The sequence below is a fragment of the Pseudomonas sp. 43(2021) genome, from assembly GCF_017490805.1.
GTDB lineage: Bacteria > Pseudomonadota > Gammaproteobacteria > Pseudomonadales > Pseudomonadaceae > Aquipseudomonas.
Genome location: NZ_JAFGYJ010000580.1, coordinates 1 through 431, shown reverse-complemented (window position 1 = coordinate 431; position 431 = coordinate 1). Strand labels below are relative to the sequence as shown.

At 55.2% G+C, this 431-nt stretch carries 1 pseudogene; it reads left to right on the top strand.

From position 1 onward, the window contains the following. Positions 1 to 27 precede the first annotated feature (27 nt). Positions 28 to 431, top strand: a pseudogene (locus J5M71_RS28795) (hypothetical protein); the annotation flags it as partial.

The window sequence follows — 431 nt, the reverse complement described above, 5'->3', positions numbered from 1 at the left end:
CAACCACACACCAGAAAAGAACCAACAATGATGTTTAACCGTAGTTCTATTGCCGCGCTCTCGGCGGCAATGATGCTCACCCTGTCCGCATGTTCTGGCGGCTCGCAGGTCAACGCAGAATCGAGCGCATCCACTTCCGCGAGCGCTGAATCGGCAAGCGCCGAAGCTTCCGCAACTCCCACTCCTTCGCCTACCCCGACCGGTTCTGAGGTTGTCGAAATCCGTGCCGCCGTTGACACCACCGTTGACTCAGAAGAAGCACGAAAAGCTGCAGGAGAAGCTGCTAAGCAAGTGCTGGAACAGGACGTGCGCCTTCGGAATGCCTGGATGCAGGGGAACCTGGAACATACCAGTGAAAAGGATCTCGCTAAGTATATGGAACCGAAGGGCGTTAAAAGCACCCTGGATGGTTTTGCGGACTTACGTGAAAC